Source organism: Bradyrhizobium sp. SRS-191 (assembly GCF_024586915.1).
Taxonomy (GTDB): Bacteria; Pseudomonadota; Alphaproteobacteria; order Rhizobiales; family Xanthobacteraceae; genus Bradyrhizobium.
Map to the genome: position 1 here is coordinate 332,981 of NZ_JANBVS010000003.1, position 15,488 is coordinate 348,468.

Genomic DNA, 15,488 nt, shown 5'->3' on the forward strand with positions numbered 1-15,488 from the left:
GCCGCGGGGACCGCTCTGACGCAGCACGAGCGGCAGGTCGAAGATGACGGGTGCATTCCGGGCGCGCCATCGCGGCGAAACTCATGTGTTCGAAGATCTCAGGACGCTGCTGGCCTGCGCCTCACCGCGTCGGTCCGGCGATGAGCTGGCCGGCATCGCAGCCGACAGCGCGGCACGGCGCGTGGCGGCGCGGATGGCGCTGGCCGACGTGCCGCTGCGGCGCTTCCTCGACGAGCCGCTGATCCCCTACGAGACCGACGAGGTCACGCGCCTGATCATCGACAGCCACGATGCAGCCGCATTCGCGCCCGTCGCCAGCCTGACCGTCGGCGAGCTGCGCGAATGGCTGATGGCGTGGGATGCGGATGCCGAGCGGCTTGCCGCGCTCGCGCCGGGCCTCACGCCGGAAATGGTGGCCGCGGTGTCAAAGCTGTGCGGCAATGGTGACCTCATCACCATCGCCGCCAAGTGCCGCGTTGTGACGCGCTTCCGTTCCACCATCGGTCTGCACGGCCGGCTGTCGTCGCGGCTGCAGCCCAACGACCCGACGGACGATCCCCAGGCGATCGCCGCGGGCACGCTCGATGGCCTGCTGTTCGGCATGGGTGACGCCGTGATCGGCATCAATCCCGCCACCGACAATGTCGAGGCCTGCATCCACCTGTTGACGATGCTCGACGAGCTCAGGCTGACATTCGAGGTGCCAACGCAGTCCTGCGTGCTCAGCCACGTCACCACCTCGATCCAGGCCATCGAGAGAGGCGCGCCGCTCGATCTCGTTTTCCAGTCGATCGCCGGCACCGAGGCCGCGAATGCCGGCTTCGGCGTGACGCTGGCACTGCTGGCCGAGGCGCAGGAGGCGGCGCTGTCGCTGAAGCGCGGCACGATCGGCAGCAACGTGATGTATTTCGAGACAGGACAGGGCGCGGCGCTGTCGGCCGATGCGCATCACGGCCTGGACCAGCAAACCGTCGAAGCCCGCGCCTATGCGGTCGCCCGCGCGTTCTCGCCGCTGCTGGTCAACACCGTCGTCGGCTTCATCGGTCCGGAATATCTCTACGACGCGAAGGAGATCATCCGCGCCGGCCTCGAGGATCATTTCTGCGCCAAGCTGCTCGGCGTGCCGATGGGCTGCGACGTCTGCTACACCAACCACGCTGAGGCCGATCAGGACGACATGGACGATCTGGCGCTGCTGCTGGCGGCCGCCAACGTCAACTTCCTGATCGCGGTGCCCGGCGCCGACGACATCATGCTCAACTATCAGAGCCTGTCGCACCACGACGTGATGCGGCTGCGGCACCTGCTCGGCCGCCGCCCGGCGCCGGAGTTCGAGGCGTGGCTGGCGCGGATGGGCCTGCTCGACGACAGCGGCCGCGTGCCGCCCCTGCCCGACAGCGCGCCGGCCGTGGCCCGGCTGATCGGCCAGGGGGCGCGCGCATGAGGGAGGATCCGTTCGAACTCCTGCGCCGGATGACGCGCGCCCGCGTCGCACTCGGGCGCGCCGGCGACGGGCTGCCGACGGCGGCGAAGCTGGAATTCCAGATGGCGCATGCGCTGGCGCGTGACGCGGTGTGGGGCAAAGTCAATTTCGACGGCATCGCCGAGGCGCTCGCGCCGCGCGACGTGATCGAAGTCACGAGCGCCGCGCCGGACCGCGCCAGCTATCTGCGCCGGCCCGACCTCGGGCGCCGGCTCGCCGCGGGCGAAGCGTCGAAGCTGCCGTCAGGTCCGTTTGATGTCGTCTTCGTCATCGCCGACGGGCTGTCGGCCGACGCCGTTGAAAGCCATGCGGCCGGCCTCGTGATCGCGACCGTGGCGCGGCTTGCCGGCCTGTCCATCGGCCCGATCGTGCTGGCCTCGCAGGCCCGCGTGGCGCTGGGCGACGATGTCGGCGCCACCATGCGCGCCCGGTTGGTGGCGGTGCTGATCGGTGAACGTCCGGGGCTGTCAGCCGCGGATTCGCTCGGCGTGTATCTGACGCTGCACCCTGCCCCGGGCCTGCGCGACAGCGCGCGCAACTGCATCTCGAACATTCACGGCCACGGCCTCTCGGCCGACCGCGCCGCCGACAAGCTCGCCTGGCTGGTGCGTGAGGCGCTCCGCCTCGGCGTGACCGGCATCGGCCTCAAGGAGGCGGCGCCGGACGCCGCGCTCGAGACCACGGCATCGCCAACACCCATCATCCATCACAAACCGACAGGAGCGCGTGACCATGAGTGACGAGACCAAACCGACGCTTTCGAAGAGCCTGACCGGACTCCATCTCTGGGGCATCGCGGTCGGGCTCGTGATCTCCGGCGAATATTTCGGCTGGAGCTATGGCTGGGACAAGGCCGGCACGCTCGGCTTCCTCGTCACCACGATCTTCATCGCGGTGATGTACACGACCTTCATCTTCTCCTTCACCGAGCTGACCACCGCAATTCCCCATGCCGGCGGTCCGTTCGCCTATTCCTATCGCGCCTTCGGCCCGCTCGGCGGCTTCGTCGCGGGCTTCGCGACCCTGATCGAATTCGTGTTCGCACCACCCGCCATTGCGCTCGCGATCGGCGCCTATCTCAACGTCCAGTTTCCGGGGCTGTCGCCGAAGACCGCCGCTCTCGGCGCCTATCTGGTGTTCATGGCGCTCAACATCGCCGGCGTCTCGATCGCGGCGACGTTCGAGCTGTTCGTCACGATCCTGGCGATCGCCGAGCTCTTGGTGTTCATGGGCGTGGTGTCGCCCGGCTTCTCCTTCGCCAATTTCGCCGCCAATGGCTGGGCCGGCGAAAACACGTTCTCACTTGCGAGCCTCGGCGGCATCATCGCGGCGATCCCGTTCGCGATCTGGTTTTTCCTCGCCATCGAAGGCGCGGCGATGGCCGCCGAGGAGACGAAGAATCCGACCAAGACGATTCCGCTCGCCTATATCGCCGGCATCCTCACTCTTGTCGTCCTCGCCTTCGGCACCATGATCATGGCCGGCGGGGTCGGCGACTGGTCGAAGCTCGCCAACATCAACGATCCCCTGCCCCAGGCGATGAAGATCGTGGTCGGCGAGAATTCCGGCTGGCTGCACATGCTGGTGTGGATCGGCCTGTTCGGGCTGATCGCCTCGTTCCACGGCATCATCATGGGCTATTCGCGGCAGATCTTCGCGCTGTCGCGCGCCGGCTTCCTGCCGGCCAAGCTCGCCGCGCTGCATCCGACCTGCCGCACGCCGCATTGGGCGATCATCGCCGGCGGCGTGATCGGCATCGCCGCGATCTACTCCGACGAGCTGATCCAGTTCGCCGGGCAGACGCTGACCGCCAACATCGTCACCATGAGCGTGTTCGGCGCGCTCGTGATGTACATCATGAGCATGGCCGCCCTGTTCCGGCTGCGCGCCACCGAGCCCAATCTCGTCAGGCCATTCAAGGCGCCGCTCTATCCGGTGCTTCCGGGGGTGGCGCTTGTGTGCGCGAGCTTGTCGCTGCTCACGATGATTTGGTTCAACCTGCAGGTGTTCGCGGCCTTCGTGGTGCTGTTCGCCACGGGCCTGCTGCTCTATCGTCTGACCGCCGGCAAGCGCGGCAATGTGGCGAATGACAATCTGCTGGACATCGCGTTGACCGAAGCCCGCGCCATGGCCGACTGATTCAGCCCGCGCAAGATCCGGCAATGAGGCGAGAGCCCTCCGCGTCTCCAGCGGAGGGTTTTCGACAACCTGCTTCGGCAGGCACGTGACTTGCATAACTACGAGGTGTGAACCGACGGCATATGTCCTCAAAGGCGAGGATCTCATGGCACATCATTCTGCAGACGGCGGCCAGCATCCGCGTGACCGGAGCCGGAACATCCTGGCAGCCGCGGCCACCGGCGTCGCCGACTTCATCGCGCAGACCGGAGGCCGCCCGGAAGCGGTGTTCGAGCGCATCGGCATCGATGCGGAATGCCTCGGCCAGACCCGCCGCGCGCTCGACCTCGCCGACTACGTCGCGATGATGGAGGACGCCGCGCAGGAGACCGGCAACGACAATTTCGGCCTGTGGTTCGGCCAGCGCTATCAGCCGCAGATGCTCGGCCTGATCGGCGAGATCGCGCTGGCAGCCCCGACCTTGGGGGCGGCGATCGAGCATCTCGCGCTGTGGTTTCCCTGGCACCAGCAGGCGACCGAGACCCGCCTCATCCGCCGGCAAGGCTTGCTCCGGCTCGAATATCGCATTCTCGACGGCTCAATCGTCGATCGCCGGCAGGACGCGGAGCTGACGATGGGCATGTTCGCCAACGTCTTCCGCGCCTGCCTGCCGTCGGGCTGGGCGCCCGAGATGGTGCTGTTCGAGCACGCCCGGCCCGCCACATGGCGCGACCATGAGGCGGCGTTCGACGCCGATGTCGGCTGGTCGCAGGGCACCAACGCCCTGGTGTTTCGCGACCGCGGCCTGGACCGCGCGATGCCCGGGGCGGATCTGGCACGCCTGCAGCGGCTGACGAGCGATCTCGCCGGCGTCGCCGGCTCGTGCGGCACGCCGGCGTTCCTCGATCTCGTCCGCGGCGAGATCAGGCGGCGGCTGGCGGCCGGGCCGCTCCACCTCGATGAGGTCGCCGACGCGCTGTCGACGACGTCCTGGACCCTGCAGCGCCGGCTGGCCGAGTTCGGCGCGACCTTCTCCGATCTCGTCGAGGCGACGCGGCGCGATCTCGCCCGCCACTATCTCCGTCAGGCGCATCTGCCGCTCGGCGATGTCGCCTTCCTGCTCGGCTATTCCGAGGCCTCCGCGTTCTCCCGCGCCTTCGCGCGGTGGGCCGGCTGCAGCCCGCGGCGCTGGCGTCACTCCGCCGGCATCGTCTTCTCGACCAGCCGCACCCAATAAGACGCGCCGTGGCCGAGAATGTTGTCGTTGAAGCGATAGGCCGGATGGTGGCAGTCCTTGCCGTCGCCCATGCCGAGGAAGACGAAGGCGCCGGGGCGGGCCTGCAGCATGAAGGCGAAATCCTCCGCGCCCATCAGCGGCGGAGCATTGTCGACGACGCGCTCGGCGCCGACCACGTCGCGGGCGACATCGGCGGCGACGCCGGTCTCGCGCGCGTGGTTCATCGTGATCGGATAGAGCCGCGTGTATTTCGTCGTCGCCGTGCCGCCATAGGTGCGGGCGATGCCATCAGCAACCTCGGCGATGCGGCGCTCGACCAGATCCTGCACTTCGGGATCGAGCGTGCGCACGGTGCCCTTCAGCTCGACCGTCTCGGGGATGACGTTCATCGCCTTGCCGGCCTCGACCATGCAGATCGAGATGACGGCCGACTTGATCGGATCGACGTTGCGCGACACGATCGACTGCAGCGCGGTGATGATGTGGGCGGCGATCAGCACGCTGTCGACGGCCTTGTGGACGCCGGCGCCGGCGTGACCGCCCTTGCCATGCACGGTGATCTCGAGCTGATCGGATGATGCCAGCATCGGGCCCGGGCGCAGCGCGAACACGCCCTCGGGCACGCCAGGCGCATTGTGCAGGCCGTAGACTTCCTGGATGCCCCAGCGGGTCATCAGGCCGTCGTCGACCATCGCCTTGCCGCCGGCGCCGCCCTCCTCGGCGGGCTGGAAGATCACGATCGCCGTGCCATCGAAATTGCGGGTGTCGGCGAGATGTTTTGCGGCGCCGAGCAACATCGCGGTATGGCCGTCATGGCCGCAGGCATGCATCAGGCCCGGCGTCTTCGAGGCATAGGGCACGCCCGACGTCTCCTCGATCGGCAGCGCATCCATGTCGGCGCGCAGCCCGATGATGCGGCCCGAATCCGACTTGCGGCCGCGGATGACGCCGACGACGCCGGTGCGCCCGATGCCCGTCACGACCTCGTCGCAGCCGAACTCGCGCAGGCGGTCGGCGACGATGCCGGCGGTGCGGTGCACCTCGTACATCAGCTCCGGATGTTCATGAAAATCATGGCGCCAGGCCGCCATATCGTCGGTGAGCGCGGCGATGCTGTTCAGGATGGGCATGGGAGATGATGTTCTCGTTGGACGTGGGCCAGCGCGAACCATGGCCGGAACGACCGTCGGACACAAGCTCCGGCCCCGTGATGCCGCCCTTGCGGACCCAGCATCAGCCTCCGACCGGTGATTGCGAGAGATAGGCCAGCAGCTTCATCTCCCGGCGCCCCCGCGTCACGGTGTCGAGCACCAGGCCCGACGAGGCCGACAGCAGCGCCATGATCATCAGGCCCATCGACAGCACCGCCGTCGGCAGCCGCGGTACCAGCCCGGTTTCGATGAAGGTGACGAAGATGGGAATCGCGAAGCCGATCGAGACCAGCGCCAGGAAGATGGCGATCGCGGTGAAGAAACGCAGCGGCTTCTCCGAGCGATACAGCTTCAGGATGGTGTTGAGGATGCGGAAGCCGTCGCGCCAGGTGTTGAGCTTGGAGACGGAGCCTTCGGGACGCGCGTAATACGGGGTTGCGACCTCGGTCACCGGCAACGCCAGCTCCAGGGCGTGCACCGTGAGCTCGGTCTCGATCTCGAATCCGTCGGACAGCACGGGGAAGGATTTGACGAAGCGGCGCGAGAACACGCGGTAGCCGGACAGGATGTCCTTGAAGGCCTGGCCGAACACTTCGGCAAGGAAGCTCGTCAGCATCCAATTGCCGGTGCGATGCCCCATGCGATACGCCGCCTGCTCCTGGTCGACCCGCAGGCCCACGACCATGTCGAGCCGCTCGCTCACGAGGCGCTCAATCATGCCGGGCGCGCTCGGCGCGTCATAGGTCGCATCGCCGTCGACCAGCACGTAGATGTCGGCATCGATATCGGCGAACATGCGCCGGACGACGTGGCCCTTGCCCTGCCGCCGCTCGCTGCGGACCTCGGCGCCGGCCGCGCGCGCGACCTCGACCGTACGGTCCTTGGAATTGTTGTCATAGACGTAAACGACAGCCGTCGGCAGCGCCTGCTTGAAGTCGCGGACCACGGTCGCGACCGCCGCCTCTTCATTGTAGCAGGGCACCAGGACGGCGATCCGCATCGGTTGTGAGCTCATGAACCCGTCTCCCATGGCCGGGAGAGTGCCCGCATTCGGTGCAGAATCTCATAATGAGCCGGCGCCTTGGGGCCGCCATGTCGGAATGATCTTAACGCCATCCAGCACCTCGCGCAGGCGGGACAGCGTGCCCAGCGTCGTTCCCTCCGGCAAAGCGTCGAACGCGAAGAATCCGGTCTCGACGATCTCGTGGTTGGCCTCCGGCGGGCGGTCCTGCGTAAACCTCTTGATAACGAACACGGCGACGTGGTCGCGCGGCGAGACGTGGCTGTTGAGGAAGATGCCGTGCAGCTCCGGTTCGCCTTCCAGCGCAATCCGGCCCTCCTCGAACAGCTCCCGCTCCAGCGCCTGCAAAAACGTCTCGCCGACCTCGACGCCGCCGCCCGGCAGGTGCCAGCCCGAGACATAGCCGTGCCGGACCAGGAAAACGCGGTTCTCGGCGTCCAGCACCACACCGCGGACCCCGAGCGTCATGCCCCTGGCGAAGCGCCAATAAAGGTGGAATCCGCGCCGGAGCACCGGCTCGAACCGGATCCGCAACCTGCTGAGCTGTGTTGTCGTCAAATCGCGTCATCCCCGGTTGGTCTTGCGCTCGAAGGCCGGGCTTGCCATGAGAGCGCCAGCATGAGGGATAGCACGACATGACCGTTGCGCGCGCACGCATCCGCCATCGGCGCCGGGAGCGATGATGGCCGCCTTCACGCTTGCCCATCTGTCCGACCCACATCTCGCGCCGGTCCACCGGCCGCGGCTGTCCGAGCTCGCGGGCAAGCGGGCGCTCGGCTATCTCAACTGGACGCGCAACCGCTACAAATATCACCGCCGCGATATCCTCGACCTGCTCATCTCCGACCTGCACACGCAGATGCCGGACCAGATCGCCGTCACCGGCGATCTCGTGAACTTCGCGCTGGAATCCGAATTCCCGCTCGCCCTGGCCTGGCTCAAGACGGTCGGGCCGTCTGACAAGGTCACCGCGATTCCCGGCAATCACGACGCCTATGTGCGCTCGACGCGGCTGCGCTTCGCCGAGAGCTTCGCCGCCTATTTCGGCGGCGACGCCGAGGGTCCCGCGACGTTCCCTTCGCTGCGCCGGCGCGGTCCGCTGGCGCTGATCAGCCTGTCCTCGGCGGTGCCGTCCGCGCCATTCATGGCGACCGGCCGGCTCGGCAGCGCGCAGCTCGCGGCATTGGAGCAGTTGCTCGAGTCCATCGCGCATGAGCCGCTGTTTCGCGTGCTGCTGGTGCATCATCCGCTGCGCTCGGCCAATCGGATGAAACGGCTGATCGATTCCAAGGAGCTGATCGCGCTGCTTGCGCGTCACGGCGTCGAGCTGGTGCTGCACGGCCATGATCACATGCATTCGACGATCTGGATCGACGGCCCCGAGCGCAAGATTCCCGTCGTCGGCGTGCCCTCGGCGTCCTCGATCGCGCACGGCCACACGCCGGCCGCCGCCTACAACATCTTCGCCGTCGCGCCCGAGGGCAACCACTGGCGCTGCGACATGACCGTGCGCGCCGTCAACGATGCGCGGCGTGTGCGCGAGATCCGTCAGATCCGTTTGCTCTGAGCCGTTTGTTTGCGCATGATCCAATCGGAAAACCGGTGTCCACTTTTCCGGATCATGCGTCAGAAATGGATCGGCTTCAGGCTCTCGTAGAGCGCGAAGCCGAACAGCGACAAAGCACCGAGCACGAAGCCGAGCACGAACGGCCAGAATCGTCCGCGCCGCGGCTCGGCGTTGGCCCGCGCCTGCTCGCGCGTCACGCTGAAGGCGCGCTCGCGCTCGACCATGCGGCGCGCGACGTAGTCGGTGACGGCCTTCACGATCGCGCCTGTCTCGTGCGACTCGGCGAGCACGATGCGGCCGTTGCGGGTGTCCTGGACGAAGCGGTACTGCCGCTTGTCGCGTCCCATCACGACATGGGCGACGACGTCGATCCACAGCCGCGGCGTCTCGCCCTGGCTGATGCCGCGATCGAACAGATCGATCTGGTTGGGGATCTCGGCGAACAGCGGGTCGAGGGCATCGTTGAGGATCTCGAGCCGCGCCACCTCGGCATCGCGCAGGTCGACCACTACGCCCGTTCGATCCGCCGCCTCTAGCCGGGCTTGCCGCAGGGCCTCGCGCAGGCGCACGGGACGGGGTTCGGTGCTGCTGTCGGGGGCCTCGGACATCGCTGACGCTTTCACGGTTCGGCCCTGGTTTCGCCAGGATTTCTCCCATTAACCTATCAGTAACCCAGTATTCCGCAAACCCCATTTGTCTTCAAAGGGTTATACGCACGCTGAGATAATCAGCCGCCAAGACGGACATGGCAAAAAGGACGTGGGTGGCCCCTTCCGGTATGACCCGGCTGAGACCGCCCCGTCCTTGGGCTCTTCTTCGAGCTTTATTCAGATACCTGGCAAGACCTTGCTTGCCTCGCCGCCTCAGGCGGCCGGAGCGCGCTGCGGCTCCTCGACGATCGAGAAGCGGACGCCGGCCTTGTGGCGGTTCTCCTCGGAGACCTCGCGCCAGCAATCCTCGGCTTCCTTGCGCGACTTGAACGGACCCTTCACCTGGGCCGAGCCTTCCACCAGCTTGTGGAAGTTCATCGAGCCGAACTCGCCGCCGATCACCCAGAAATTGCTGGTCATGAGACCCTCCTTCAACCGTCACAACTTTGACAGTGCATTGCGAATTGCGTGACCAGAGATAAACGCGAAACCGGCAGCTTCGTATAGAGGCCTTGTTTTCGAATGGTGATGTCATGTAACATCATCACTTGTCACAAATGTCATTTTGTAAATTTTGTCACAAGTTCTGAGCCGCCCGGCCCACAGGAGATCGCGATGGCCGGTGAGTCCGGAAAGAAGCTGTTCGTCGGCCCGCGCTTCCGCCGCATCCGCCAACAGCTCGGGCTGTCGCAAACCCAGCTCGCCGAGGGCCTCGGCATCTCGCCGAGCTACGTCAACCTGATCGAGCGCAATCAGCGTCCGGTCTCGGCCCAGATCCTGCTGCGGCTGGCCGAGGTCTACGACCTCGATTTGCGCGACCTCGCCACCGCCGACGAGGACCGCTTCTTCGCCGAGCTCAACGAGATCTTCTCCGATCCGCTGTTCCGCCAGATCGAGCTGCCCAAGCAGGAGCTGCGCGACCTTGCCGAGCTCTGCCCCGGCGTTACCCATGCGCTGCAGCGGCTGTACGCGGCTTACGCCGAAGCGCGGCGCGGCGAGACCCTGGTGGCGGCGCAGATGGCCGACCGCAATGCCGGCGGCCATTTCGAGGCCAACCCGATCGAGCGGGTGCGCGACCTGATCGAGGCCAACCGCAACTACTTCCCCGAGCTGGAGCAGCAGGCGGAAGCCGTGCGCGACGCGCTCGACGTGCCGGCTGAGGGGCTCTATGCGGCACTCGCTGCGCGATTGCGCGAGAAACATTCGGTGCAGACCCGCGTGATGCCGGTCGATGTCATGCGCGAGACCCTGCGGCGTTACGACCGCCACCGCCGCCAGCTGCTGATCTCGGAGCTGGTCGACGGTCCGGGCCGCACCTTTCAGCTGGCGGTGCAGCTCGGCATGGCGGAATGCCTGCCCCAGTTCGAGATCATCATCGGCCGCGCCGGCGCGATCGACGACACATCGCGCCGGCTCTACCGCATGACGTTGGCGAGCTACTACGCCGCCGCCGTGATGATGCCCTACGCGCCGTTCCTCGCTGCGGCGGAGGCGCTGAGCTACGACATCAACGTGCTGGCACAGCGCTTCGGCACCGGCTTCGAGCAGGTCTGCCACCGCCTCACCACGCTGTCGCGCCCGAACGCGCGCGGCATCCCGTTCTTCATGCTGCGCGTCGACAATGCCGGCAACGTCTCCAAGCGCTTCTCTTCCGGCACCTTCCCGTTCTCCAAGTTCGGCGGCACCTGCCCGCTATGGAACGTGCATTCGACCTTCGACACGCCGGACCGTCTCTTGAAGCAGATCATCGAGCTGCCGGACGGCTCGCGCTATTTCTCGATCGCGCAGATGGTGCGCCGCCCGGTGGCGCCGCACCCGCTGCCGCAGCCGCGCTTCGCCATCGGCCTGGGCTGCGAGATCCGCCACGCCTCTCGCCTCGTCTACGCGGCCGGCATGGATTTGGAGACAACCGAGGGCACCCCGATCGGTGTCAACTGCCGGCTCTGCGAGCGCGAAAACTGCGCGCAGCGCGCCGAGCCGCCGATCACGCGCACGCTGATCCTCGACGAGACCACGCGGCGCGTGAGCTCGTTCGCGTTCAGCAATGCGCGGGAGTTGTAAGGCCAACGCTCTCTCCTGGGTCATTCCGGGGCGCGTGAAAGCGCGAACCCGGAATCCATTTTGCAACACGACCCGCAGCCCGATGGATCCCGGGCTCGCACTTTCTCGCCCCGGGACGACAGCGAATGTATAGCACCGCTTTCTCCGCGTCATTGCGAGCGAAGTGGTGACGGGCGAGCCTGCGCAACGACCAACGGTGTCGTCCCGGCCCTGAGCCGGGACCCATACTCCGCGGCCGCCGTGATGGGGCGCGATGTTAACGACGCGCCTGCCCCGAATGACAGCCTGTGGTTCTGGGTCCCGGCTCAAGGCCGGGACGACAGCAGAGTTGGCCGCTTGTGCATCCGCAATCACGCATGGCGTGAGTGAACGAACCATCGCTCCATCGTGATTGCGAGCGCAGCGGCGAAGCGAAGCAGTGCCGGGTGGTGTACGGAGCCCTGGATTGCTTCGCCTCGCCGCTCCGCGACAGTCTGGGCCGCTACGCCATCAAGACCTTGGTGTCGATAACGCCTCGAGCTCCTCGATGCCGACGGGAGGCTTGCTGCGCCACCCCATGATGAAGGCGCGCTTGGCGAGCCCGGCCTGAACACGAGCGATCTGCGTCCGCTCTCGCGCAATCCGCGCCTGCAGCAGGGGATCGCGCGTTCCGGACGCGACGAGGCATTTGTTGATGACCCAGCCGAACGGTTCGATGTTCGCGCGCCGCAAGTCCTCCTGGAGCGCAGCTGCCTCGGAGACGGGAGTCGTTTCCGGCAGGGTCACCAGGATCACTCGCGTGTAGCTGGAGTCCTGCAACCGCATCAGCGGGGTAATCAGGCGGCCGGCGCCGCTCGGCGCCAACTGGCTCGTCATCTGGCGATGATACGCCCCGGTCGCATCGAGCAGGAGCAAGCTATGACCGGTCGGTGCCGTATCGAGCACCACAAAGGCGCTGCGGGCCTCCGCGACGATGTGCGAGAAGGCATGGAAGACGGCAACTTCCTCCGTGCAGGGTGAAGCCAGATCCTCGAGCAGGAGAGCCTTGCCCTGCTCGTCCAGGTCACTGCCACGGCTCGCCAGGATCTTCGCAACATAGCGCTCGGTCTCGCGCCGAGGATCGATCCGATCCACCGTCAGCCCCGGCATCGCGCCGTCGACGACATCCGTGACGTGAGCCGCTGGATCGGTCGTGCTGAGGTGGACGGCATGCCCGCGCTTCGCAAGGCCGACAGCAACGGCAGCGGCAACCGTCGTCTTTCCGACGCCGCCTTTGCCCATGATCATGATGAGACCGCTGTTCCCCTGGGCGATCTCGTCGACCAGACGGTCGAGCCCCTGCAGGTCGACGGAGACGACAATCTGGTCGCCGGTCGACGGCCGTGCATTGGACGGCGACAACACCGCCCTGAGTGCCGCAAGGCCCACGATATCGAATCCCAACAAGGGGATTTCGTCTCGCGGCAGCTTCCCCAGCGACTCCGGCATCGTGGCGAGGGCCTCGTCCTGCTCGCGCTCAAGGCCAACTGCGACTGCGTCAGCGGGGTCAGTGGCGTGAAAGCGTCCGTTCACCGCCAGCGTCTGGTTGGAGAGATTGAGCGCATCGAGCTCGCGCGACGTTCTCGCCGCCTCCCGGATCGCGCCACGGTCGGCGCGGGTCACCAGAACGACGGTCGTTCGCCTGGGATCTCCCAGCGCCTGCAGCGCTTGCCGAAAGCGATCCTCCTGCATCTTCAGACCGGAATGTGGACCGAGGCACGACGCGCCCCGGTCGTTGTCCTCCAGGAAACCCGTCCAGGCCTTCGGCAGGCTCAGGAGCCGCAAGGTGTGGCCGGTCGGGGCGGTGTCGAAGATGATGTGGTCGTAGCCCGCCCTGTCGCCGTCCAGCAATCCCACGAACTCGTCGAACGCAGCAATCTCGGTGGTGCAGGCGCCCGATAGTTGCTCGCGAATGGTCGACCTCTCCTGATCAGTCACCGTGGGCTCGAGCTGGTCGAGCACGCGCGCCCGGTAGCTCTCGGCTGCGGCCTCAGGGTCGATGTTCATCGCGAACAACCCTGCCGCGTTCGGCACCGGCACGGGGCTGTCAGTGAGTCCAACCTCCAACATTTCGTCGAGGTTCGACGCAGGATCGGTGCTCACGAGGAGGACACGCAAGCCACGGTCGGCGAGAGCCAGGGCGGTTGCACAAGCCAGCGACGTCTTGCCCACACCGCCCTTGCCGGTGAAAAACAGAAACGGTGTCGGAGCATCCAGGGCACGAAAGCGAAGCATTCGAAACCATCCCAAGCCGGTTATGCGCGGCACCACCGATCGGAGGGCAGGAGCATTCTGCCGTCGCCGTTCGGTTGCGGCTGACACACCGGTTCGTAGAGCCCTGGCCGGACGTCTCGTTGCGATGGATCAATCCATCGTCCTGCGCTCCGCGCAATCTGCACGAGCCGGGCGCGCGGTCGTCGATATGCCTGATGCAAACCGTCCATGCGGCCTGATCAGCATCGTTGGCCCGCGCGCGAGCCGGCCGGAGACCGACGTCCTCATTCACCTCGCCGCCAGCTTCGGCACGCGCGAGGACAGCTCAGGCATCATCTGGACACCTCCTCCGAGGCCTGATGCGAGAAGCGAAAGTTGCAGTGGCTCGCGCCGCCGGCCAGCGTCTGCGTCCGCTCGAGGCGGATGCCCATCGCGGCATAGGCGTCGACATCGAGCCCGCAGATGTTCGGCAGGATCTCCTTGTCGCCGTGACGCGCCGCAAATTTACAGAAGCCGCAGGCCTTGTAGTCGATGCCGAACTCGAACGCGTCGCCCGGAGCGGGCGCGACGAAATCGTAGACGAAGTCATCCGGAAATTCGCTCCGGTGGTTCGCCGATGCGCTCAACGCCGCCTGTGCACGGAGAAATCGCTGGTTGTCCGGCGACATGAAAGCGCGGCCCTGCGCGAGACGCTGAGCTTCCGGCTCGGTGAGAAGTTGCGCCTTGTAGATCTCCCGTTCGATGTCGCCGATCACGGCGGGCGTCAGCCCGTGCCGCCGAAGCACCCGGCTCATCGCCAGAAACCCGATCAATCGCATGAAGAAGTCGCTCATGCGGCTCGCGACACCGCCGACATAGGGCAACTGACCGAGCACGATCTCGAACTCCTGCATAATGTCCTGGCCGATGACCGCGAGGTCGGTCCCCTCGGCACGCTCGCGCAACAGAGGAGCAGCGAGCGCGATGCGCCGGGCCATGGCGGATTGCATGGCGCTGCGATGTGTCTGGTAGAATGGATGGATCGCGGGCATCGGCCACCTCCTCGACTATGCCACGACGGCTGCCGATGCAGCGCCGTGAGCTTGCGCGCAAGCTCTAGCCCGCGCCATCCGCGCGCTTCAAAGCAGAGTTTCTGCCATTCAGCGATAGAAAAACTATTGCAGGCGCGGGTACCAGACGTGCCAGAGTGCGGAGCTATGACCTACAGCCTCCCTCCCCTCAACGCGCTTCGTGCGTTCGAAGCCGCGGCGCGCCATCTCAGCTTCAAGCTGGCCGCGCATGAGCTTCACGTGACACCCGCCGCCGTGGGCCAGCACGTCAAGGCGCTGGAGCTGCGCCTCGGCGTGCGCCTGTTCGATCGGCTGCACAAGCAACTCGTCCTGACCGCGGAGGGACAAACCTATCTGGTCGGACTCTCCGACGGGTTTCGCCGCATTGCAGACGCGACCTTGCAACTCAAGCCCCGCTGCGCCGTGATGCTGCAGCTCGGGGTCCACGACCATTTCGATCTGCGTCGCCTCGATCTGGAGCATTTCCGCGCCACGCATCCCGACATCGGCCTGCGTATCCTGCAGCCGGCCGGCTTGCATGAGCTGGTCGAAGGAAAGGTCGACGCGCTGATCGGCCGCGGCCTCGGCCACCATCCGGGCCATCGCTGCGACCGGATCGACGGAGGCGCCGGATTGGGCGACTGGCTCATGGCCCCTGAAGGCACAGCGGAGTGCCCGGAGATCGTAAGCCTCCGCGCGTGGCTGCGCTTCCGATCGACTGAAGCCGTCGCGGCAGACCGACGCCGATCAGGTCGGCTCGGCCTCATCCGGGGCTGACGCCTCCCTCGCGCGGACACGTACGGCATCTAAGACCTGAGGGCGTAGCGCGAGTGGCGTGGCGATGGCCGTTCATTTGCCGTTCGGTCACCCCCATCCATTGTTCGGCGCGACACCGATCTCCCCGATGGAACCGCAGGGC

The 15,488-nt window shown here is 66.5% G+C and carries 14 protein-coding genes; 7 read left to right on the top strand and 7 right to left on the bottom strand.

Features of this window, described 5'->3' with window-relative positions:
- Positions 1-43: 43 nt before the first annotated feature.
- The 4 genes from NLR35_RS08290 to NLR35_RS08305 all read left to right on the top strand — a co-directional run bounded on the left by NLR35_RS08290 (position 44) and on the right by NLR35_RS08305 (position 4,838).
- A complete protein-coding gene (locus NLR35_RS08290) occupies positions 44-1,444 on the top strand; it encodes an ethanolamine ammonia-lyase subunit EutB (RefSeq protein WP_257166052.1) in 1,401 nt (466 codons plus the stop codon).
- Entirely contained in the window at positions 1,441-2,223 is a 783-nt protein-coding gene (eutC, locus tag NLR35_RS08295; RefSeq protein WP_257166053.1) for an ethanolamine ammonia-lyase subunit EutC, read from the top strand. Before NLR35_RS08290 ends, eutC begins: the two co-directional genes overlap by 4 nt.
- Positions 2,216-3,622, top strand: a complete 1,407-nt coding sequence (gene eat, locus NLR35_RS08300) for an ethanolamine permease (protein ID WP_257166054.1) — start codon at positions 2,216-2,218, stop codon at positions 3,620-3,622. Before eutC ends, eat begins: the two co-directional genes overlap by 8 nt.
- Before the next feature lie 145 nt (positions 3,623-3,767).
- Positions 3,768-4,838 (top strand): AraC family transcriptional regulator, encoded by a 1,071-nt coding sequence (locus NLR35_RS08305; protein WP_257166056.1) that lies wholly within the window; start codon positions 3,768-3,770, stop codon positions 4,836-4,838.
- On the opposite strand, the gene NLR35_RS08310 is transcribed toward NLR35_RS08305, so the two are convergent.
- From NLR35_RS08310 to NLR35_RS08320, 3 genes are all read right to left on the bottom strand, one after another.
- A complete protein-coding gene (locus tag NLR35_RS08310) occupies positions 4,796-5,968 on the bottom strand; it encodes a M20 aminoacylase family protein (protein ID WP_257166057.1) in 1,173 nt (390 codons plus the stop codon). The genes NLR35_RS08305 and NLR35_RS08310 overlap by 43 nt on opposite strands.
- A 103-nt stretch (positions 5,969-6,071) precedes the next feature.
- Positions 6,072-7,004: a glycosyltransferase family 2 protein gene (locus NLR35_RS08315; RefSeq protein ID WP_257166058.1), complete on the bottom strand. Its 933-nt coding sequence runs from the start codon at positions 7,002-7,004 to the stop codon at positions 6,072-6,074.
- A 48-nt stretch (positions 7,005-7,052) separates the two neighbouring features.
- Positions 7,053-7,568 (bottom strand): NUDIX domain-containing protein, encoded by a 516-nt coding sequence (locus NLR35_RS08320; protein WP_257166059.1) that lies wholly within the window; start codon positions 7,566-7,568, stop codon positions 7,053-7,055.
- A 124-nt stretch (positions 7,569-7,692) separates the two neighbouring features.
- Between NLR35_RS08320 and NLR35_RS08325 the strand changes: the two genes are divergently transcribed.
- Positions 7,693-8,577 carry a metallophosphoesterase gene (locus NLR35_RS08325; protein ID WP_257166060.1) on the top strand — a complete coding sequence of 295 codons (885 nt, stop codon included), beginning with the start codon at positions 7,693-7,695 and terminating at the stop codon, positions 8,575-8,577.
- A gap of 59 nt (positions 8,578-8,636) precedes the next feature.
- Here NLR35_RS08325 and NLR35_RS08330 read toward each other — a convergent pair whose 3' ends face one another.
- Positions 8,637-9,185 (bottom strand): hypothetical protein, encoded by a 549-nt coding sequence (locus NLR35_RS08330; RefSeq protein WP_257166061.1) that lies wholly within the window; start codon positions 9,183-9,185, stop codon positions 8,637-8,639.
- 255 nt (positions 9,186-9,440) lie between these two features.
- Positions 9,441-9,647 carry a hypothetical protein gene (locus tag NLR35_RS08335; protein ID WP_006612464.1) on the bottom strand — a complete coding sequence of 69 codons (207 nt, stop codon included), beginning with the start codon at positions 9,645-9,647 and terminating at the stop codon, positions 9,441-9,443.
- Positions 9,648-9,842: 195 nt separating this feature from the next.
- Between NLR35_RS08335 and NLR35_RS08340 the strand changes: the two genes are divergently transcribed.
- The gene (locus NLR35_RS08340) at positions 9,843-11,288 is read left to right on the top strand and encodes a short-chain fatty acyl-CoA regulator family protein (protein ID WP_257166062.1); all 1,446 of its coding nucleotides are present in this window, start codon (positions 9,843-9,845) and stop codon (positions 11,286-11,288) included.
- Positions 11,289-11,777: 489 nt separating this feature from the next.
- Here the strand turns inward: NLR35_RS08340 and arsA are convergent, their stop codons facing one another.
- Positions 11,778-13,541, bottom strand: coding sequence for an arsenical pump-driving ATPase (gene arsA / locus NLR35_RS08345; RefSeq protein WP_257166063.1), 1,764 nt, complete (start codon positions 13,539-13,541; stop codon positions 11,778-11,780).
- A gap of 311 nt (positions 13,542-13,852) precedes the next feature.
- Positions 13,853-14,551 carry an L-2-amino-thiazoline-4-carboxylic acid hydrolase gene (locus NLR35_RS08350; RefSeq protein WP_257166064.1) on the bottom strand — a complete coding sequence of 233 codons (699 nt, stop codon included), beginning with the start codon at positions 14,549-14,551 and terminating at the stop codon, positions 13,853-13,855.
- 165 nt (positions 14,552-14,716) lie between these two features.
- Here NLR35_RS08350 and NLR35_RS08355 point away from each other — a divergent pair, with 165 nt between their 5' ends.
- Positions 14,717-15,346: a LysR family transcriptional regulator gene (locus NLR35_RS08355; protein ID WP_257166163.1), complete on the top strand. Its 630-nt coding sequence runs from the start codon at positions 14,717-14,719 to the stop codon at positions 15,344-15,346.
- The last annotated feature ends 142 nt before the right edge of the window (positions 15,347-15,488 follow it).